This window comes from Aquamicrobium sp. NLF2-7, assembly GCF_022359935.1.
Taxonomy (GTDB): Bacteria; Pseudomonadota; Alphaproteobacteria; order Rhizobiales; family Rhizobiaceae; genus Mesorhizobium; species Mesorhizobium lusatiense.
On the sequence record NZ_JAKSED010000010.1, the window covers coordinates 1 to 18822 of the forward strand.

At 64.3% G+C, this 18822-nt stretch carries 18 protein-coding genes and 1 pseudogene; 4 read left to right on the top strand and 15 right to left on the bottom strand.

Annotation, left to right across the window (positions count from 1 at the left end; genetic code table 11):
- From MIC97_RS24455 to MIC97_RS24505, 11 genes and pseudogenes are all read right to left on the bottom strand, one after another.
- Positions 1–144: pseudogene (locus MIC97_RS24455) on the bottom strand (2-dehydro-3-deoxy-6-phosphogalactonate aldolase); the annotation flags it as partial.
- A gap of 13 nt (positions 145–157) precedes the next feature.
- Positions 158–1570: an FAD-binding oxidoreductase gene (locus MIC97_RS24460; protein WP_239802486.1), complete on the bottom strand. Its 1413-nt coding sequence runs from the start codon at positions 1568–1570 to the stop codon at positions 158–160.
- Positions 1570–2331: an SDR family oxidoreductase gene (locus MIC97_RS24465; RefSeq protein WP_239802487.1), complete on the bottom strand. Its 762-nt coding sequence runs from the start codon at positions 2329–2331 to the stop codon at positions 1570–1572. The genes MIC97_RS24460 and MIC97_RS24465 overlap by 1 nt, the downstream gene beginning before the upstream one ends.
- Positions 2328–4016 (bottom strand): SMP-30/gluconolactonase/LRE family protein, encoded by a 1689-nt coding sequence (locus tag MIC97_RS24470; protein ID WP_239802488.1) that lies wholly within the window; start codon positions 4014–4016, stop codon positions 2328–2330. The genes MIC97_RS24465 and MIC97_RS24470 overlap by 4 nt, the downstream gene beginning before the upstream one ends.
- Entirely contained in the window at positions 4013–4996 is a 984-nt protein-coding gene (locus MIC97_RS24475) for an NAD(P)-dependent oxidoreductase (protein WP_239802502.1), read from the bottom strand. Before MIC97_RS24475 ends, MIC97_RS24470 begins: the two co-directional genes overlap by 4 nt.
- On the bottom strand, positions 4990–6072 hold the full coding sequence (ugpC, locus tag MIC97_RS24480) for a sn-glycerol-3-phosphate ABC transporter ATP-binding protein UgpC (RefSeq protein ID WP_239802489.1): 1083 nt from the start codon (positions 6070–6072) through the stop codon (positions 4990–4992). Before ugpC ends, MIC97_RS24475 begins: the two co-directional genes overlap by 7 nt.
- 3 nt (positions 6073–6075) lie before the next feature.
- Positions 6076–6906 (bottom strand): carbohydrate ABC transporter permease, encoded by an 831-nt coding sequence (locus MIC97_RS24485; RefSeq protein ID WP_239802490.1) that lies wholly within the window; start codon positions 6904–6906, stop codon positions 6076–6078.
- A 13-nt stretch (positions 6907–6919) separates the two neighbouring features.
- On the bottom strand, positions 6920–7846 hold the full coding sequence (locus MIC97_RS24490; RefSeq protein WP_239802491.1) for a sugar ABC transporter permease: 927 nt from the start codon (positions 7844–7846) through the stop codon (positions 6920–6922).
- 67 nt (positions 7847–7913) lie between these two features.
- Entirely contained in the window at positions 7914–9185 is a 1272-nt protein-coding gene (locus MIC97_RS24495; RefSeq protein ID WP_239802492.1) for a sugar ABC transporter substrate-binding protein, read from the bottom strand.
- A gap of 24 nt (positions 9186–9209) precedes the next feature.
- Positions 9210–10376: a mandelate racemase/muconate lactonizing enzyme family protein gene (locus tag MIC97_RS24500; protein WP_239802493.1), complete on the bottom strand. Its 1167-nt coding sequence runs from the start codon at positions 10374–10376 to the stop codon at positions 9210–9212.
- Positions 10373–11281, bottom strand: a complete 909-nt coding sequence (locus MIC97_RS24505; RefSeq protein ID WP_239802494.1) for a dihydrodipicolinate synthase family protein — start codon at positions 11279–11281, stop codon at positions 10373–10375. Before MIC97_RS24505 ends, MIC97_RS24500 begins: the two co-directional genes overlap by 4 nt.
- 118 nt (positions 11282–11399) lie before the next feature.
- On the opposite strand from MIC97_RS24505, the gene MIC97_RS24510 reads away from it, so the two are divergent.
- Entirely contained in the window at positions 11400–12311 is a 912-nt protein-coding gene (locus MIC97_RS24510) for a 2-dehydro-3-deoxygalactonokinase (protein ID WP_239802503.1), read from the top strand.
- A gap of 59 nt (positions 12312–12370) precedes the next feature.
- Positions 12371–12994 (top strand): GDSL-type esterase/lipase family protein, encoded by a 624-nt coding sequence (locus MIC97_RS24515; RefSeq protein ID WP_239802495.1) that lies wholly within the window; start codon positions 12371–12373, stop codon positions 12992–12994.
- A 65-nt stretch (positions 12995–13059) separates the two neighbouring features.
- Here the strand turns inward: MIC97_RS24515 and MIC97_RS24520 are convergent, their stop codons facing one another.
- The 4 genes from MIC97_RS24520 to MIC97_RS24535 are packed head-to-tail and all read right to left on the bottom strand — an operon-like array spanning position 13060 to position 16874.
- On the bottom strand, positions 13060–13863 hold the full coding sequence (locus tag MIC97_RS24520; protein WP_239802496.1) for an ABC transporter permease: 804 nt from the start codon (positions 13861–13863) through the stop codon (positions 13060–13062).
- On the bottom strand, positions 13860–14753 hold the full coding sequence (locus tag MIC97_RS24525; protein WP_239802497.1) for an ABC transporter permease: 894 nt from the start codon (positions 14751–14753) through the stop codon (positions 13860–13862). The genes MIC97_RS24520 and MIC97_RS24525 overlap by 4 nt, the downstream gene beginning before the upstream one ends.
- The gene (locus MIC97_RS24530) at positions 14750–15793 is read right to left on the bottom strand and encodes an ABC transporter ATP-binding protein (RefSeq protein WP_239802498.1); all 1044 of its coding nucleotides are present in this window, start codon (positions 15791–15793) and stop codon (positions 14750–14752) included. The genes MIC97_RS24525 and MIC97_RS24530 overlap by 4 nt, the downstream gene beginning before the upstream one ends.
- Before the next feature lie 46 nt (positions 15794–15839).
- Entirely contained in the window at positions 15840–16874 is a 1035-nt protein-coding gene (locus tag MIC97_RS24535; protein WP_239802499.1) for an ABC transporter substrate-binding protein, read from the bottom strand.
- Positions 16875–17028: 154 nt separating this feature from the next.
- Between MIC97_RS24535 and MIC97_RS24540 the strand changes: the two genes are divergently transcribed.
- Entirely contained in the window at positions 17029–17790 is a 762-nt protein-coding gene (locus tag MIC97_RS24540) for a GntR family transcriptional regulator (RefSeq protein WP_239802500.1), read from the top strand.
- A 15-nt stretch (positions 17791–17805) separates the two neighbouring features.
- Positions 17806–18822 (top strand): AMP-binding protein (locus MIC97_RS24545; protein ID WP_239802501.1); only part of this gene is annotated, 1017 nt, incomplete at its 3' end.

Sequence of the window (18822 nt, forward strand, 5' to 3'; positions counted from 1 at the left end):
ATTCGGCGAATTCAGCGGCACCTCGATCGCCTCGACGCCCTCCCCGATCAGCGCCGCCGCGATCGCCTCCACCTCGTCGGGGCGCACGCCGCGAAGGATAGCCACCAGATCACGCTGCATGCGCGGCCATTCCACTGCCGTCATTCTTCGGTTCCTTTCAGGAAAGCAGACAGCCGGGATTCATGATCCCGGCCGGATCGACCGCGGCCTTGATGCGCCGCATGATGAGGAGTTCCGCCGGATCGGCCCGTTTCGCCAGCTCTTCGGCCAGCTTGCGGCCAATGCCGTGCTCGGCGCTGAAGCTGCCGCCCAGCGCATCCGCGCAATCATTGACGATGCGCCGCACGGCAAGCGTCGTCGCCGCCGGATCGCGCATGGCCTGCCAGTCGGCAGGATCGAAATGCGTGCCGAAATGGATGTTGCCATCCCCCATATGGCTGACCACCCTCGTCGTGGCCTGCGCAAACACCTTCCGGACGGCATTGGAAGCGCTTTCCAGAAAAACCGGCACGCTTGCCACCGGCACGGAAATATCCGCCGAAAGCACCACGCCGCTGTTCCGGTTCGCTTCGGAGGTTCCGTGGCGCAGCGCCCAGTATGCGGCCCTCTGGGCGTCGCTCGCGGCCGGAATGGCATCCACAATCTCGCCCCCGGACAGGGCGGCTCCCAGCGTGTCGAACAGCAGGCCCTCCAGCCCTACGGCGTCCGTCATGTCGGCCAGCTCGACCAGAAGATGCCAAGGCGCCTCGACCGGCAGGCGCAGCTTCGGCTGGCAGGCAATGACGGCGGCAAGCTGGGCGGCATTGAGCAGCTCGAATGTGGTCAGCCTCTCGCCGCAGGCAGCGCGAAGCCGGTTCAGCACGGCCAGCGCCGCGGCGGGGCTGTCGAGCGCCAGCCATGCGGTGGCATGAACCGTGGCAAGGGGATGCAGTTTCAGCACCGCGCCTGTGACGATGCCGAGCGTTCCTTCGGCTCCTATGAAGAGCTGGCGCATATCATAGCCGGTATTGTCCTTGCGCAGGCCCTTCATGCCGTTCCAGATCGTGCCGTCGGGCAGGACCACTTCGAGGCCGAGCACATTCTCGCGCGTGGAGCCATAGCGCAGGACATTGGTGCCGCCGGCATTGGTGCTGATAATGCCGCCGATCTGGCACGATCCCTCGGCACCGAGGCTGACCGGAAAGAAGCGCTGGTGAGCTTCGGCGGCCGCCTGAACATCGGCCAGAATGCAGCCGGCATCGACGCTGATCGTGAAATTGGCCACGTCGATATCGCGGATGCGCCGCATTCTCGCAAGGGAAACGATGACGGGCGGGCGATCCTGCGCCTGCGGGCCCGGAGAGGCCGCGCCGGTCAGGCCGGTGTTGCCGCCCTGCGGTATCACGCCATGACCCGCCGCCGCGCAGGCCGACACGATGGCCGAGACCTCGGCAGCGTCGCGCGGCAGGACAACGCAGAGCGCCTGCCCCTGCTGCCGCCCCCACCAGTCCTGCACATAACCGGCCATGTCGGCACCGGTGAGCACGCCGTCGCGCGGCAGCATCGAGCCCAGTCGGGTCAGCAGGTCCATCAATAGCCACCCGTCAGAAAGATCGCCTCGCCGGTCATGAAGCTGCATGCGTCGGAGGCGAGGAAGATCGCAGCGCCCACCATCTCGGCCGGCTGCCCGGCCCGGCCCATCCAGTTGAGGCTGCGCGTATACTGCGCCCATCCTTCGGGGTCGTTGTCCCGGCGGTCGGCGTTCCGGTCCGTATCGATCAGGCCCGGCGCCAGCGTGTTGAGAAGGACATTGCTCTGCGCATAGTCACGTGCCTGGCTCTGGATCAGGTTGTGTTGCGCAGCCTTGGTCGCGGCATAGGCGCTCACGATGCCCTTCGGTCTCAGCTGGTTGACCGATCCGACGGAAACCACCCGCCCCCAGCCGCGTGCCGCCATCAGCGGCAGCACGGTTTGCAGCATGTCCACCGTTGAGCCGAGATTGACGGCAAGCTGGAAGGAGAGATCGGCAGCCGTCAGATCGGCAAGACTGGCGTTGATCTGCGCGCTCGCATTGATCACCAGTATGTCCACCGGCGCCAGTGCCTCCGCCTGCCGGATGAGCCTGCGCCCTGCCTCGGGCCCGGCCAGATCACACGCCAACCCGTCTGCGACGCCGCCCGCAGCCTCGATGCGCGCGCGCACGGCCTTCGTGCCCGCTTCGCTCGTGCCGTGCAGGATCACCCGCGCGCCTGCGCCCGCCAGACCCTCGGCGATGGCCGCGCCGATGCCCCGGCTCGACCCCGTCACCAGCGCGGTGCGGCCACGAAGGCCGAACACAGTTTCAAGGTTCATGCCTCGCCCCTGAAAAGACCGGTCGGCGCGCCGGCAACGCCCGGCCGGCATGCGAACAGCCCGCCGGAAAGAGGAGCATCCGCAAGCGTCGACGCCGGCAGGCGCGTGCGCGCGCTTGTGATGAACAACGTGCCCAGATCGTCACCGCCGAAGGAAACGCTGGTCGGACGGGGAACCGGCAGTTCGATGACCTGATCCAGATTGCCGTCGGGAAGATAGCGGCGCACGCACCAGCCATCCCAGATCGCGCACCAGACCCCGCCCTCGGCATCGACGGCAAGGCCGTCTGGTCGTCCGTCGGCCACGGCGACACGGGCAAACTCGCGCCGCGCGCCCAGCGCGCCCGTATCGGGGTCGAAGTCATAGGCGTGGACCAGCCCCGGAACCGTATCGACGAAATAGAGAGTGCGTCCGTCCGGACTCCAGCCGAGACCGTTGGAGACGATGATGCCGCCTTCCTTGCGCTCGAAAGCGCCCTGCGCATCGATGCGATAGAGGGCGCCCGTAGGCTTCGATGCGTCGATGCGCATGGAGCCGATCCATATCGCGCCATCCGGCCCGAGCTTGGCATCGTTGAGCCGGTTGTCGGGAATGCCGGACTCGGGGCTGGAGAACGGAACCAGCGCGCCGCTGGAAAAATCGAGCCACTCGACCCCGTCCTGCGAAGCGACGAGCAGGCGCCCGTCCTCGACCGGGATGATGGCGCTGACGAGCTTGCCGGTCTCGCAGCTTTCGTTGCGGCCGGTGCGGGGATCGAAACGGTAAACGGCCGGGTGGAGGATATCGACCCAGTAGAGCAGGCCTTCCTGCGGGTGCCAGACCGGGCTTTCGCCGAGTTGCGCTCCCCATGGCAGGACGCAGGTGAGTTCGGCCATCTGTCTGCCTGTCCTGGTGCGCGGCCGCGGCCGCGAGGTGATCGCCACGGCACCGGCAGCGCCCGTGATGCGCCGCGCCGCGCCGATAAGCTCGCGGCCGGCGGGATGAATGTTGGAAGCGTCGAGCCGCGACGAGGGTCCAAGCACCACAAGCGCGCCGATCGGCGTGTTGTCGCGCCCCATTACGGGTGCCGCCACCGAATTCACGCCGGCCAGATGCTCCTCGTAGGACACCGCATATCCGCGCGCGCGCGTCAGGGTCAGATCCGCCTGCAGCGTTTCCGGCGTGGTCAGCGTCTGGCGGGTGAAACCGTCGAGGGTCAGCCGCTCCATGAGCGCCCGGCCCATCGCGGGATCCTGAAACGCCAGCAATGCCTTGCCCCCGGCCGTGCAATGCAGGGGAACGCGACGGCCCACCTCGACGCGCACGGCAAGGCCATCGTCCGACCGTTCAGCCAGATACTGCACCATGATGCCGTCGAGCCTGCACAGCGCGGCCGTCTCGCCAAGCTCGGCCGCCAGCCGTTGCAGTTCAGGCAGGGCGGCGGATACGAGGTCGAAACTGTCCCAGACCCTGTGCGACATCTCCAGAAAGCGCTGGCCCAGCACATAGGTGCCGGAAGCCTCGTCCTGCCGAACCAGCCCATAGGCGATCAGGGTTCTCAGAATCCGCGCGAAGGTCGGCTTGGGCAGGCCCGAGGCCTTCAGAAGCTCCGCGAAGCGCAACGGCTCCGGCGCATCGGCCACCATGTCGAGAAGGGTCAGCCCCTTGGAAAGGGCGGCCGTCCCGCCCGGGGTCTCGGGTTTCATCCCCGGCTCTCCCCCCGCTGACGTTCGCGCCTTGCGGCGGCGGCCTCGTCCAGCATTCGCTTGATCGTCCATTCCGGTCTGAACCCCAGGGTGCTTCTGATATGCTCGTTGGAGGTATGGTAATAGACGCCCGCACCGGGAAGATCGACTGTCACGATGGGCATGTCTGTCAGTTCGGCCATCTGCGGCAGAATCTCGGCGAAATCGACAGGATCGTCAGAGCCGAGGTTGAAGGCGCCGCCGGCCGCCGCCTTGTGGTCGAGCGCCAGAAGCACGCCCGCCACCATATCGCGCGTGTCGGTGATGTGCATGCGGAAGGGCCGTCCGTCCTGATTGCGCGCCAGGACATGGGCCGGCCCGCCAATGTCGGCGGCGCGCAAAATGTCGGCCACGGCCGTGTTGCCGAAGCTTTCCTGCTGCCTGATGCGCGGGCGCAGAAAGAAGCGCGGACCGGAGAAGAAGCTGTCCTCGTCGAGCAGTTCCGCCGCATCCTGCGTATGGGAGAACCGCAGGATCACCGTTTCCATCCGGCCCGCGCGCTGGTGGAACCGCACCAGTTCCTCGCCGAGCAGCTTGGTCAGCCCGTAAGGCGAGGTGGGAAGCAGCGGATGTTCCTCGGTGACTGGCAGGAACTGCGGGTTGTTCTCGGGATAGACCTCGCCGGAGGACGCAAATACGAAACGGCGCACGCCGGCCTGCGAAGCCGCATCGAGCAGCAACCGGGTGCCGTCGACATTGGCGGCGAACATGCGTTCCCGATCACCCGGCGCCCATGACATGAAAGCGCCGAGATGGAGCACGTCGGTGACGCCGGTCATCGCTTTCGCAACGGCTCCGGCATCGTCCAGAGAACCGACGATCTCGTCCTCCAGCCCCGAAGCACGCAAATCGAAACCGCGTATCGCCCGGCCCTGCGCCTTCAGCGCAGCCGCAACCGCCCGGCCAACCCGGCCGGCAGACCCAGTAACAAGAATCACAATCTTTGCCCCGTCTCAGCATTGAACAGATACAGACGCTCCGGGTCGAAGCCGAGGACCAGTTCCTCGTCCTTCGAGAGAGAACCCGAATGCGAAACCCTTGCGATCAGGCCCTTGGACCTGCCTTCGTCTCCTTCAGCCAGCCGGGCGCCTTCGGCGTCGAAGTAGACGTATTTTTCCGAGCCGAGGCTTTCCACCAGAGTGGGGCTCACGGGGAAGGTGACGGGAGCCTCGCCGAGCAGCAGATGTTCGGGCCGCAGGCCGACCACGACGCGCCCGTCATGCGCCCTCGCCGCGGGCAGGGCCACCTCGCGACCGAACAGGGTGAGCCTGCCGCCCTTCAGCTCCGCATTGAGGAAATTCATCCCCGGCGATCCGATGAAGCTCGCGACAAACAGGTTGGCCGGAGAATTGAACAGCTCGTCCGGCGTCGCGATCTGCTGGATGACGCCATCCTGCATGATGACGACCCGGTCGGCCATGGTCATGGCCTCGACCTGATCGTGGGTCACATAAACGGTTGTGACACCGATCCGCTTGTGCAGCGCGCCGATCTCCGCGCGCATGTGGACGCGCAGCTTGGCATCGAGATTGGAAAGCGGCTCGTCCATGAGGAATGCCTGCGGCTGGCGCACGATGGCGCGGCCAAGCGCCACGCGCTGGCGCTGCCCGCCCGAAAGGTCTTTCGGCTTGCGGTCGAGATAGGGGGTGACTTCGAGGATGCGGGCAGCGTCCTCGACGCGGCGGTCGATCTCCGCCTTCGCGGTCCCGCGCATCTTCAGACCGAAACCGATGTTCTGGCGCACCGTGAGGTGCGGATAGAGCGCATAGTTCTGGAAGACCATAGCGATGTCGCGGTCGCCCGGCGCGAGATCGGTCACCTCGCGGCCGCCGATGAATATCTGCCCCTCCGTCGCCGGCTCAAGGCCGGCGAGAATCTTGAGCATCGTCGACTTGCCGCAGCCCGAGGGGCCGACGAGGACGACGAACTCGCCGTTTTCGATCTCTAGCGAGAAGGGTTGCAGGACTTTCAGCATACCGTAGGATTTGCTGACATTGCGAATGGAAATATTGGCCATGCTTTATTTCTCCGCGCCAGCGGTCAGGCCGCCGACCAGGTAACGCTCGAGGAACAGGTAGATCGCGATGATCGGCAGGGCGACGAACACCGATGCCGCGGCTATGTCGTTCCAGTAGGTGACGTATTCGCCCTGCATCGTCGTGATGCCCAGATTGGCGGTCCAGTTGTCGGGCGAGTTGACGAGGAAGGTCCGCGCATAAGCATAATCGGCCCAGCTCAGCACGAAGGCGTACAGCGCCGTCGCCGCCAGTCCGGGCGTTGCGATCGGCAGCACCACGCGCAGCATCGCGCCGACCGGAGAACATCCATCCACCATGGCAGCCTGCTCAAGCTCACGGGGGATGGTGTCGAAATAGCCCTTCAGCATCCATGTCGCGAAAGGAATGATCATGGTCGAGTGCGCCAGAACCAGCGTCCACAGGCTGCCGATCAGCCCCATTCCCGAAAAGATCGAGAACAGCGGGATGACGAGCAGCGTCGCCGGCAGCATCTTGGCGGTCAGCACGAACAGGCCCATGGTCGCGCCACCCTTCATGGAATAGCGGGACAAGGCATAGCCGGCGCTGACCGAGACCAGCATGGAAAGCGCCACCGAACCCACCGCAGCAAGCGTGGAATTCGCCAGCCATTTCAGGATCGGCTTGGCTTCCCACACACGCACGAAAACATCCCATTGCGGGTTGTCGGGCCAGAAGGTCGGCGGCAGGCGGTAAAGCTCGTCCGTCGTGGTAACGGCAGTGACCACCAGCCAGTAGACCGGAAAGAGGATCATGGCGACGGTCAGTATCACCACCCCGTAAAGGGCGAGGCTTTGTGCGAGGGTGCGTTTCATGGCGCGGCTTTCCTCAATAGATCGACCGGGAGCGCCGGCCGAGCATGAGCAGGCTGGCCAGCACGCAGATGATCAGCGTGAGCACACCGACCGCCGCGGCGCGGCCGAAATTGTGGTACTGGAAGGCCTGATCGTAGGTCATGATCGACAATGTCTGGGTCGAGCGCAGCGGGCCGCCGCCGGTCAGCACCTTGATGATCGAGAAATCCCTGAACACCCACAGCAGCGTCAGCACGACGGTGACGCCAAGCACCGGCATGAGAAGCGGCATGGTGATCCACCGGAAGCGCTGCCACACACCCGCACCATCCACCTTCGCCGCTGCATAGTAATCGGCCGGAATAGACTGCAGCCCCGCGAGGCACATGATCGACACGAAGGGAAAGCCCTTCCAGATCATGGTGATCGCCACCGCCCAGAACGCGGCCCCGGCATTCGAGACCCACGGGATCATCTGCCCCGACAGACCAAGCTGCACGGCCAGCCAGCCGAACAGCCCGAAGGAGCTGTCGAACATCCAGGCGAAGATCACCACCGCGATGATTTCCGGCACGGCCCATGGCAGCGCCATGCCCAGCCGGGCGACCGTGCGGCCGCGAAACCTGTTGTTGACGAGAAGTGCCGTGCCGAGACCGACGACGACGCTGCCGGCGGTGACCACCACGACAAGCTTCAGCGTCACCCAGCAGGCAAGCCAGAACTCCTGGGAACTGAACAGCCACCTGTAGTTCGCCACCGAGAACGGCTTGCCGGCGGCGCCCAGACGCGGAATCTTGACCTGCTGGAACGACAGGTCGACCGCCACGAACAGGGGCCAGACGATGATGGCGGCCACCATCAGCACCGCCGGGGCGATAAGGATGTAGCCCAGAAGATGCTGGCGGCTGGGGCGCGCAAGGTCAAAGAACTTGCGACGCCCTGCAACGGGAATATCGGTCACGACTGCTCCTCCGGCCGGAAATGCGGGAACATGCCCGCATCCATGCGGGTCATGTTCCGGTTGGCTGTCAGCTTTTGAGGTCTTCCGCTTTTGCCTGCATGGTCTTGACCACATCCGCCGGATCCAGATCCTGGATCAGCATCCTCTGGGTCTCTTCCATGATCATCTTGCTGAACTCGTTGTAGTTCAGCTCAAGGCCGGTCGGTATGCGATCCACCCCGGCCTCGGATGCCGCCTTCATCGTCTCGATCAGCACGGGAAAATGCGGGATCGTCTTTTCCACACCGGATACGTCCGCCCGCGGACTGGGCGGCGTGTTTCCGCCCATGGTGGCGTAGAGGCGCTGATTTTCCGGGGTCATGGTGAGCTTGATGAAGTCGCGCACAAGCGCTTTCTCATCGTCGGAAATATCGACGGGTATCGCCAGCACGTTTGACGAGCCGCCGACGGGCGGGTGCAACGGAGGCGCCGCATAGACGATGTCGTCCTTTGCCAGTCCCTGCTCGGTGGTGCCGTAGAGCCACGGACCGTCGAGGCGAAGGGCCATCTTGCCATCGGCGAAGAGCTTGCGGACATCGCTCGCCGTCATGTCGACTGGACCGACGCCGGCCTTGTTGATCTCCTTCCACCGCTTCAGGCCCTCGATCATCTGGGGCGTGTCAATGGTGATGTTGCCATCGTTGTCCGTCCAGTAGGCTCCGGCATCGATGACGTAGTTCAGCATCTCGGTCAGATACTGCCCTGCGCCGCCCTTGGTCTCGTGGCCGGTGCCGAACTGGTCGATGATGCCGTCGCCGTTCAGGTCCTTTGTCGTCGCCTTGGCGGCTTCCAGAAATTCCTCGTAGCTGGTCGGCACGGCAACGCCCGCCTCATCGAGGATCTTCTTGTTGTAGGCCATGACGAACCCGAAATAGTTCATCATGATGCAGACGGTTTCGCCATTCCACTGGCACTTCTGCTGGCCGGCCCAGCCGGTCAGATCGATACCGTCCTGCCTGATCCACGCGTCGAGCGGCTCCAGCCAGCCATTGTCCGCGAACATCTGGAACTCGAACGATGCGAGATGCACGATGTGCGGAGGCTGGCCGGCCGCGAAAAGAGTTGTCATCGTGTCGGCATAGGAGCCGCGCTCGGCCTTGGTGAACTCCACCTTGACGCCGGGGTGCTGCTTCTCGAACTCGGCAATGACCGCATGCCACCAGTCGCCGGTGCCGGCATCGTCCGTCTGCCAGGAAATGAACTTCAGCACGGTGTCGGCCATGGCCGGGGCCAGGCCGGCCGCGGCGGCGAGGGCATAGGCGGCTGCGCCCGTTGCGAGCCTGCGCAGAAATTTACTCATCTTTTCCTCCTCCAAAACCAGTGATCATATCCGTTCAAGCAAAGAGAGCGCCGCCTCCGACGGCCTTACGCCCAGCCCCGGCCCCGTGGGCAGGTGGTAGCGACCTTCGCGGCAATCCATGTCACCGCTAAGAAGCCGGCGGTTGGGCTCGAAGATCGAGTGCTGGAACTCGTGCCCCTTCAGCGTGGGCAGGGTCGACGCAGCCTGAAGGCTGGCGGCCAGGAATATTCCCGCGCCTATCGTGGCATGCGGGATCACATCGATCCCGTTTTGGGCTGCCAGCGCTCCGATGCGGATGAAGTTGGTGATGCCCTTGTGCCCCATCTCGGGCTGGACGATGGCGATACGGCAGCGCCCGATGCGGGCCAGCATGTCCCAGTGCGTGCGCCATTCCTCTCCGACCGCGATGGGAATGTCGGTGCCCTTCGAGACCGTCTCCAGACCGGCGATATCCTCGGTCCAGACCGGCGCTTCCGCGAACCACGGATCGAAAGGCGCCATTTCGCCAATCAGTTCCAGGGCGCGTTCCGGTGTCTGGTTCCAGTGCATGTCGGCTGCGATCTTTGCCTGCGGGCCCAGCACTTCACGCAGGTTTTCCATTTCGCGGGCCGGTCCGTCATCGGCCACCGGCGTGGCGAACTTGAAGGCGTCGAACCCGCGATCCTGCCACTGCTTCGCCAGTTCGCCGCGGGCCATGAGGGTCTTTTCCGGCAGGCCGGACACATAGGCAGGAAAATCTTCCCGCCCGCCGCCCAGCATTTCACGCACGGACTTGCCTGCCTCCTGCCCCGCAATGTCCCACAGGGCTATGTCGAGGGCGGCCAGCGCATCGACATAGAAGCCGCCCGTATAGCCGCGCACGCGCATCATGTCATAGAGGTCATCATAGATGGCGGACGGGTCGGACGCTTCGCGGCCGATGACGAAACCGGCAAGCAGGTCGTTGATAATGGCCGCCACCGCGCCGGGAGCGACGATGCCGTAGGTCTCACCCCAGCCGACCACGCCGTCCTCCGTCACCATCCTGACCAGAACGCTCCGGTCGAAGGTCGGGTAAACGGTGCGGTTGCCCTTGCGGACGATGTAACCGTTGGGGTTCACCACCTCACCTTCCCGCAAGGCACCGAGATAGGGCACCTTGCGGGGCTGGGTGAGGGTGAAGACCTCGACCGACGCGACGGGGCTGCTCATGCAGCCTCCGCGACCAGCAGGCCGAGTTCGGCCAGATTGCTGTCGATGTCGGCGATCGCGGGCGCATCCAGATCAGGTGTGGGCGCGCGCACGCCGGTATGCTCGATCACACCCCGCCGCCTCAACACATGCTTGGTAAGGCGCATGCGATAGACTGCCTGCAGGACAAGCAGCGGGAGGGTGCGCACATAGATCGCGCGCGCCTCATCGCGGCGTCCGGCGCTCCAGGCGCGGTCCATGGCGACATGCTCCTCGATGATCTCAAGCGCTGGCATGGCCGCCGTGGCACCGCGCGCATATTCGTCGAGAATGTAACGGGCGCCGCCGCCGCCAATGACGCCCTTCAGCGTCGAAGGCGCATTGGCGATGATGTGGCTGATGGCCGGGCCGGCCGGCAGCGTCTCTTCCTTCACATAGGCGACGCGCGGCAAAGCCTTCACGACCTCGATGATCGCCTCCGGCGACAGGTCGGAGCCGCGCGGAGCAGGCGCATTCTGGAGAATGATCTCCACCCCGGGCAAGGCGTCCAGCACATGGCCGAGAAACTCGACCAGCGCGGGCGCATCCACACCCACCGATTTGGGGGGCTGCACCATCAGATGGCGAATGCCGAGAGCGGCGGCGGCACGGCCATGATCCACGACCTCGCGCCAGTCGGCAGCGCTGGCGCCCGCGACGACCGGCACCCTGCCGTCGACCTCGGCCACCACGATCTTCAGGAGGGCTGCACGCTCGTCGCCCTTCAGCGTCTCCACCTCACTGGCGAAACCCGGGAACACCACGCCGTCAACGCCCTTCTCCACCGCAAATCGGACCAGGCGAGCCATGCCCGCTCCGTCAATGCCGCCATCTGCCGCGAAGGGCGTGGGCAAAACAGGCAGGATGCCCCTCAGATCAGAAGTCATTCCACTCTCCAAAAAGGTATCATATTGTGATACTTTGAAATCACTAATTGACACTACGAAGATTCAGCCCTTATGACAAGCCCCGGTTTTCCACATCACCCTGAGAGGGATCATGACCATGGCATCGGACGCATCCTCGATTGTCGTTGACTGGGGCACCACATCGCTCAGGGCGGCGCTGGTCACCGATGCTGGCGATGTGCTGGATCAGATCGAGACGCAGCAGGGCATCTCCACCCTGAAGCAGGGCGAGCACGAGGATGTTCTGGTGCAGGCGCTGGGGCCATGGTTCGCCACCCATGGCGCGCTTCCGGTGGTGGCGCTCGGCATGATCACCAGCCGCAACGGCTGGATCGAGGTCGACTATGTGCCCTGCCCCGCCGGCCCCGCGGAACTCGGGACGGGAACGGTCAGCCGGGTTCTGCCGAACGGCTCGAAGCTCGTATTCCTGCCGGGACTGACCGATCCGGCAGGCAGGCCCTTTCCCGACGTGATGCGCGGCGAGGAAACGCAGGTGGTGGGATATGGGCTCGGCCGCGACATGACGGTGGTCCTGCCCGGCACCCACAGCAAATGGGCGCGGATCAGGAACGGCCGCATCGACCGGTTCCAGACCTTCGTCACCGGCGAGGTCTTCGCGCTCCTGATGAACCACTCCTTCATCGCCCGCGGCGCCACCCAGCCGCCCGTGGAGGACGCGGCCGCATTCCGGCGCGGTCTTGGCGAGGCGAAAGGAACCGGCGCCATGCTCTCGTTGCTGTTCTCCGCGCGCACCGGCGTTCTGGCCAGGCAGCTTTCGGCGGATGAGGTCCGTTCCTACGTATCCGGCCTCGTCATCGGGCAGGAATTCCGGCAGGCGCGCGAGGAAGGCTGGTTCATGCCCGGCGACGACATCGCCATCGTCGGCAATGACGGGCTCAACGCGCTTTACGGCGTGGCCGCATCCGTGTTTGAACTCCGGGCGCCGGAAGGGCCGGGCAACGAAGCGATCCGGGGGGCGCTGGCAGTGCTGCGCGCCGCCACCGCCTGATTGGCGGGCACGGCTTTCGGCCAGCTTCGCAACGCCAGATGAGCATATGCAGGGTCACAATGTATGATTTTCCCGAGCCCCTGGGCACGAACCGCCACGAGAACGACATCCACGCCATCCTCGCCCGGCTGGAGCGCAATGGCATTCCGCAGAAGCCGGTAGCCTTCTACGGCTCGTCGTCGTTCCGCCTCTGGCATGCGATGGCAGAGGATCTCGGCTCGCTCGATGTGGTCAACCTGGGCTTCGGCGGGGGCACATTCCTGTCCGCCCTGCACTATATGGAGCGGCTGCTGCTGCCGCTGAATCCGGTGAAGATCGTGCTCTATTTCGGCGAGAACGACATCGCCAATGACGGGCTGACCGCAGAAAGCACCTTCGCCCATTTCCTTGCCCTGCGCGAAGAGATCGCGAACCGGCTGCCGGAAGTCCACGTCTATGCGATGTCGGTCAAGCACAGCCCGACGCGCTGGCTTTTTGCCGACGAAGTCGACAGGTACAACGCCCTCTGCGCCGACTGGTGCGGTGCGCGAGCCGATACGACATGGATCGAGGTGGGAGCCGGCCTGATCGGAGAAAACGGCCGGCCCATGTCGCGCTGTTTCCTGCCGGATCTCATCCACATGAATGCGGCCGGCTATGCCGTCTGGGCGCAAGCGCTGCGGAAGTTTCCCGGACTGCTCTGACCGGCGGCAACAAAGGCCGTTTCCACACCGTGGCCGCAACGGCTCCCGTAAAGACAGAATCCGCCTCAGAAACGCAGCGAGCGCAGGCCGACCGTCAGGTCCACGATCAGCACCGCGACGAAGGTGACCACGATGCTCAGCGTCGCCACCGCCGCCGCCGTCGGATCGAAGTTGAAGCGCAGATAGTCGAACAGTTCGAGCGGCAGGGTCGTCATCCCCACGGGCTTCAGAAGAAGCGAAATGTTGAAGATGTCGAAGGAGATGACGAAAGCGAACAGGCAGCCGGTGATCACGCCGGGCTTGATCGCCGGAAGCGTCACCCGCCGGAACGTCATCCAGTTGCCCGCGCCGAGGCTGCGGGCGGCCTCCTCCTGCGAGCGGTCGAAATTGAACAGCGCCGAGGCCACGTTCAGGAACACGTAAGGGAATGTCACCACGATATGGCCGGTCTGGATGGCGATCGGATAGTCGTTGCCGACGCCGAATTCGAAGAAGAAGAACAGGAGCGCGATGGCCGTCAGGATTTCCGGCACCAGAAGCGGCGCGCTCATCAGCAGGCGCAGGCCGTTGGCCAGCTTCTGCGGGGCGAAGCGCACGACATAGATCGCCGCCAGCGTTCCGATGACGCCGTTGACGACAGCGGAAACCGCGGCGAGCTGCACTGAATGCAGGGCCGCCGACAGGAAGCGCGCGTTGGAAAACAGTTCACCAAACCAGCGCAGCGAAATGCCCTGCGGCGGAAAGGCCAGGAATTCGCCCCCGGACAGCGACATCAGCACGACCAGCAGGATCGGCGACATCAGGAAGATGTAGATCAGGGTGACGATGCCGAGAAAGGCATAGTCCCACAGCGTCCTGCCCATGTTCATGGAAGCCTCCGCATCGCGCGCGCCGTCAATGCCAGATAGACCACGACGATGGCCAGCGTGGTCAGCGCCATGAAGATCGCCAGTGCCGCCCCGGCCGGCCAGCGGAAATTGTCGACCAGATACTGCACCACAAGCACCGCCATGGTACGCCCCTGCGTTCCGCCCAGCATCGCCGGCGTCACATAGGCCGAGATCGACAGGACGAAGACGAGAATGGAGCCCGCCTGAATGCCCGGCATGGACAGCGGCAGCGTCACCTTGAAGAAGGTGCGCATCCGCGAAGCGCCAAGCGAACGGCTGGCCAGCGCCACTTCGGGATTGATGGCCTGCAGATTGCCGAGCAGCGGCAGGATGACGAACGGCAGGAAGACGTGGATCAGCGCAATCGTCACGCCGAGCTGGGTGTTCAGCAGCTGCACCGGCCGGTCGACCAGGCCGAGCCCTGTCAGCGCCCCGTTGGCGATGCCGTTGTTGGAGAGGATGATCATCCACGCGAAGGTGCGCACGACCAGCCCGACGAGCAGCGGCGAGATCACGCAGATGTAGAGCAGGCTGGACATGCGGCTGCGGGTACGGGCAAGGTGATAGGCAACCGGATAGCCCAGCAACAGCGTGGCGACGGTGACGATCAGCGCCATCCTGATCGTGCGCCAGACGATGCCCCAGATAAACGGATCGGTGACGATGTCGCGATAGTGCGCGATGGTGAAGCCGTCGCCGTAAACCGCCCGGGTCGAGGCCTCGCGAAAGCTCATGATGACGATCGATACGTAAGGCAGGATCAGGAACCCGACCAGCAGCACCAGCGCCGGCAGGATCATCCACCAGACAGGCGCTCGATGCTTCGGGCCGGAAATGGCACGCGGGATCTGGGCGGCAACGCTGCTCATGCGGCGATCACCCAGCTCTTGCGCGCCGGAAAGCCGAGCGTTACCGGATCGCCTGCGGACAGCGAAAAATCCGCGCTGACGGAGGTAGTCACGCCGGCCCCCGAAGGCAGTTCCACCATCAGCAGGCAGTCCTCTCCCTGATAGATGGATTTCGTCACACGGCCGGTGAGCGTGTTTTCGCCGGAGGCCATGTCGATGTTCTCGGGCCGGATCATGACCCGCACCTCGCCGCTGAGACCCTCCGTTCCGGCAGCGTGGAGCGGACCATCGGCCGTATCGACGAGATAGCCGGCTTCGCTGCGGCCGCGGATCTGGCCGGGTATGGTGTTCGATTGTCCGATGAAATCGGCCACCATCAGCGAGGCCGGCCTTTCATAGATGTCGCGGGGCGCGCCGCATTGCTCGATGACGCCCCGGTTCATGACCACGATCCTGTCGGACATCACCATGGCCTCGCTCTGGTCATGGGTGACATAGACCGTGGTGATCCCGACCCTCTGCTGCAGATCGCGGATGAAGAAGCGCATGTCGTCACGCAGCGACGCGTCGAGATTGGCCAGCGGCTCGTCCAGAAGCAGCACCTGCGGCTCGATGACCAGCGCCCTCGCCAGCGCCACGCGCTGTTGCTGCCCGCCCGACAGTTCGCGCGGATAGCGCCTGCTGAAATCGCCGAGCTTGACCATCTCCAGCACGCGCGTGATCCGTGACGCCCTTTCGGCCGCCGGGACCTTGCGGACCTCCAGACCGAAGCTCAGGTTCTCCGCGACAGTCATATGCGGAAACAGGGCATAGCTTTGAAAGACCATGCCCAGATCGCGGTGTTCGGGCAGCACATTGGTCATGTCGCGCTCGCCGAACCGGATCCTGCCGTCGCTGATGCTCTCGAACCCGGCAATGCAGCGCAAGGTGGTGGTCTTGCCGCAGCCCGAAGGCCCGAGCAGGGAGATGAACTCTCCCTGCCCGATCTTCAGATCTATGTCCTTGAGGATATGCAGGGTGCCGTAGAACTTGTTGATCCGGTCGAGCGTCAGCGTCGTCATTAGGTTCCCGTGTCCCGGTGGAATTGACTGGCGAAAGACCGCGACGTCAGCCGATCTCGCGATTCCAGCGATCGGCCACATCCGCCGCGATATCGACATAGGGATCCCAGTCGAAACGAATGATTCTGGACATGTTGTCGCCGACGATGGGCAGCCGTTTGGCGAGGTCCGCATCCACCACGGACTCCGTGTTCACCGGCGATGTGTAGAACACCTTCGCCATGTTCGCCTGGACATCGGCATTGATCAGATAGTTGATATAGGCGTGCGCATCGTCCTTGCTGGCGCCGGACTTGACGATGTTGAAGGACTGCTCATAGGCCAGCACGCCCTCTTCGGGTACGACGATCTCCACCGGAGCGCCCTTGTCCTGCAAGGTCAGGATTTCGGTCCAGTCGACGGGCGCTATGGCAATGTCGCCCCGCATGAGCGACGTCGAGACTTCACCACTCCACGATGCCTGCGTAAACGGAGCAAGCTCTTTGAGCTTGGTGAAAGCCGTATCGATATCCATGTCGCCGGAGCCATAGAGCTTTGCCGCCAGGCGCAGGAACAGCAGCGCACCCGCATTGCCGATCTGGTACAGCCCGATGCGTCCCCTGAACTCGGGATTGTCCCACAGATCCGTCCATGATTTCGGCGCCGTTTCGACCATGTCGGTGCGATAGGCAATCCCGATCGGCGAGACGATGCCGCGCAGCCCGCTGTTGCCGGAGTTGAGAAGACCTTCATGCAGCTTCGTCGCGTTGGGCACCTTGGCCATGTCGATCGGCTCGAAGAAGCCTTCGGCGCGCAGCAGGGCGGCGATGTGCTCGTTGCCCATGAAGACCGAATAGGGCGACGCCGCGCCACCCGCGCGGATTTTTGACACGAAGTCCTTGCCGAGCCCCACATCCAGCCGGCCCTGAATGCCTGTTGCCTCGGCAAAGCCCGGCACAAGCGTTTCTTCCCAGAACTTGGCCCATGTGCCGCCATAGGTGGGAATGATAAAAGGCGATTGTGCGAATGCGCGGCTGCTGAGGGAGAATGCACCGGCGCTTGCCGTCAAAGCCGCCAGAAAACTGCGTCTGTTGAGATTCATCGTATTTCCCCTTTGGATGGCCTTGCTGGATCGGATGATCGAGTGGACATTTCTTGACATCAGATTTGCACCGAACAGGCAGCCGGTCAATATTTTTTATATTTAAATACGAAAATAAGATGCTAGACTGACAGAGAGGGCAAAAAGGGACGACATGACGACAATCGAACGCAATCCGGGACTGGCGCGGCAGATCGCCGACAGCCTGCAGGACGACATCCTCCAGAACCGCCTCACCGTTTCCGAACGGCTTCCCTCGGAAGCCGAGCTGGCCGAGCGCTTCCGCGTCTCACAGCCGACGGTGCGCGAAGCCATGAAGATTCTGGCGGCCAAGAAACTGATCCGCTCCAAGCGCGGGCCGAAGGGTGGCGTCTTCGTCAACACGCCATCGCTGGACATGGCGGCGCAGACCCTGCACGAGACCACCAACTGGCTGGTGTCGCTCGGCGTCATCCAGCTTCCCGACATTGTCGAGACCCGGCGCAAGCTGGGGCGGATGGCGATCGAGATCGCCTGCGAATCCGCCACCCGCGAGGACCACAAACGCATCGAGGATGCCCTGCTGGAACTCGACCATACCAACATATCCGACGAGGATTTCTGCCGTCTCGAAGTGGCGTTCCATCAGGCGGTGGCGGAAGCCAGCCGCAACGCCGTGCTTCGTCTGATGATGGTGGTGGTGAACCAGTCGCTGATCCCGGCGGCGAACATGATCTCGTTCCAGTTCCGTCAACGCGACAAGGTCATCGCCTATCAGCGGCAGATCTTCTCCGCCATCCTGAACCGCGATGCTGCTGAGGCGATCGCCGCCTTCGACGCACTCATCGACTATCAGAGCAGCGTCTATGACATGGCCGTTCAGCGCCGCGAGGAGAAGCAATCCGCGGCCGCCGCGGGCAACCTCGCCGGCTCCTGAGACCCGGATCGATCGATGGCCCCGTCCCTGATCCTCGACAGACGTGCGGATGGCGCAGTCGTCCTGTCCACCTCTATCGCCCTGCCTCTCCCCCTGGCCCTCGACGACATTGCCACGCGCCTGCGCGGATGGGCGGCTCGCAATCCCGACAGGGTGCTGATCAGCGCAATGACGAGAGAGGGCCGCCGGTCTCTGACATACGCTCAGGCTCTGGCGGAAGCCCGGCAATTGCGGGGGCGCCTCACAGCCGCCGGGTTTTCGCCGGGTGCACGGATCGCCACGCTTCTGCCTGCGGGCATCGACGGCTTGCGGCTGCGCCTTGCCTGCCTTCTCGGCGGCTTCGTGCATGTCGCCCTGCCGCCCTACCCTTTCCGCGCGGCGCAAACCTGCCCGCCCGCCGGGGATGAGGCCGCACGGCTGTGGCGCACGGTAAAGCCGGATCTGCTGATCGTACCGGATGGCCATTGCCTCGCCGGCAAGGGATCTGCCCGCACGCTGCAGGACCTGCCGCATGAAGGGCCGGACCTGCCGGATCATGACGGGACGCCGCACGAATGGAGCGCCATATTTTTTACGGCCGGCTCCACCGGCGCCTCCAAGGGCGTGCCGGTCACGCGCGGCATGATCGCCTCCTGCCAGGCGGCCTGTGCGGCCATGTGGCCGTTTCTTCAGGAACGCCCGCCGGTCCTGATCGACTGGATGCCGTGGAACCATGTCTTCGGCGGGCTCGACAACCTGTTCAAGGTGATCTGGAATGGCGGCACTCTGCATCTTGCGCCCCCGCCTTCAGCCGAGGGCATGGGGGACATGCTGGACCTGATGGCCGCGGCAGCCCCCACGATGTCGATCGGCGTGCCGCTCGGCCTGAGGCTCATACTGGACGCCTATGACGCCGACCCGGACCGGGTCGCAGCCGGTTTCCGCAACCAGTCCCATATTTTCTTCGCGGGTGCTGCCATGGAACCGGCGTTGTGGGAGCGCCTGGCCCGCTTCCGCGCAGACATGGAACGCCGCTTCGGAAACGGCCTTGCC

Excerpts from the sequence above, each read along its gene's own strand:
- MIC97_RS24505 (WP_239802494.1), bottom strand. The coding sequence starts at position 11,281 with ATGACTTCTGATCTGAGGGGCATCCTGCCTGTTTTGCCCACGCCCTTC.
- MIC97_RS24535 (WP_239802499.1), bottom strand. The coding sequence starts at position 16,874 with ATGAATCTCAACAGACGCAGTTTTCTGGCGGCTTTGACGGCAAGCGCC.
- MIC97_RS24500 (WP_239802493.1), bottom strand. The coding sequence starts at position 10,376 with ATGAGCAGCCCCGTCGCGTCGGTCGAGGTCTTCACCCTCACCCAGCCC.
- MIC97_RS24525 (WP_239802497.1), bottom strand. The coding sequence starts at position 14,753 with ATGAGCAGCGTTGCCGCCCAGATCCCGCGTGCCATTTCCGGCCCGAAG.
- MIC97_RS24485 (WP_239802490.1), bottom strand. The coding sequence starts at position 6,906 with ATGAAACGCACCCTCGCACAAAGCCTCGCCCTTTACGGGGTGGTGATA.
- MIC97_RS24530 (WP_239802498.1), bottom strand. The coding sequence starts at position 15,793 with ATGACGACGCTGACGCTCGACCGGATCAACAAGTTCTACGGCACCCTG.
- MIC97_RS24540 (WP_239802500.1), top strand. The coding sequence starts at position 17,029 with ATGACGACAATCGAACGCAATCCGGGACTGGCGCGGCAGATCGCCGAC.
- ugpC (WP_239802489.1), bottom strand. The coding sequence starts at position 6,072 with ATGGCCAATATTTCCATTCGCAATGTCAGCAAATCCTACGGTATGCTG.
- MIC97_RS24465 (WP_239802487.1), bottom strand. The coding sequence starts at position 2,331 with ATGAACCTTGAAACTGTGTTCGGCCTTCGTGGCCGCACCGCGCTGGTG.
- MIC97_RS24470 (WP_239802488.1), bottom strand. The coding sequence starts at position 4,016 with ATGAAACCCGAGACCCCGGGCGGGACGGCCGCCCTTTCCAAGGGGCTG.
- MIC97_RS24495 (WP_239802492.1), bottom strand. The coding sequence starts at position 9,185 with ATGAGTAAATTTCTGCGCAGGCTCGCAACGGGCGCAGCCGCCTATGCC.
- MIC97_RS24510 (WP_239802503.1), top strand. The coding sequence starts at position 11,400 with ATGGCATCGGACGCATCCTCGATTGTCGTTGACTGGGGCACCACATCG.
- MIC97_RS24460 (WP_239802486.1), bottom strand. The coding sequence starts at position 1,570 with ATGGACCTGCTGACCCGACTGGGCTCGATGCTGCCGCGCGACGGCGTG.
- MIC97_RS24520 (WP_239802496.1), bottom strand. The coding sequence starts at position 13,863 with ATGAACATGGGCAGGACGCTGTGGGACTATGCCTTTCTCGGCATCGTC.
- MIC97_RS24515 (WP_239802495.1), top strand. The coding sequence starts at position 12,371 with ATGTATGATTTTCCCGAGCCCCTGGGCACGAACCGCCACGAGAACGAC.